This window comes from Massilia genomosp. 1 (assembly GCF_011682185.1).
In the GTDB taxonomy this organism is placed as follows: Bacteria; Pseudomonadota; Gammaproteobacteria; order Burkholderiales; family Burkholderiaceae_D; genus Telluria_A; species Telluria_A rubra.
Genome location: NZ_WHJF01000404.1, coordinates 1 through 439 on the forward strand (window position 1 = coordinate 1; position 439 = coordinate 439).

At 61.7% G+C, this 439-nt stretch carries 1 protein-coding gene; it reads right to left on the minus strand.

Annotation, left to right across the window (positions count from 1 at the left end; translation table 11 throughout):
* Positions 1-439: transposase (locus tag F1735_RS34295; RefSeq protein ID WP_187364437.1), on the minus strand; the 439-nt coding region annotated here is incomplete at both ends.

Genomic DNA, 439 nt, shown 5'->3' on the forward strand with positions numbered 1-439 from the left:
GCCCTCGGCCATGAGCGCGCCTTGTAGGTGAATTCATCGAACAGCCGCACCGCGCCAGGCACCACGTCCCGGGTTTGCGCCTCCACCCAAAGCTCGCAGGCGCGAAGCTTTGTCGGTTCAGCCATCTCGTGCAGCTTGACGTTGCAGGAGAAACCGAAGATGAAGTCGATGTTCGGCATGCTGTCGATCATGCCCATCAATTCGGGTCCGCTAAAGTGGCCGTCGCCCCGGACGAGGATGTGGGTATCGGGGAAATGGAGGCGAATGAGCTTCAGAACGCGGCGCATGATCATCGCGTTCTCGTCACCGAATGGCCGCTTGCCGGGCCGCAGAACGGCAGCGATCAAGCCGCCCGACGCGCCGTCGAAGATCATCAACGGCAGGTAGCAGGTCGAACGGTAGTGGTGGTTATAGAACGCCAGCGGCTGCTGCCCGTAGC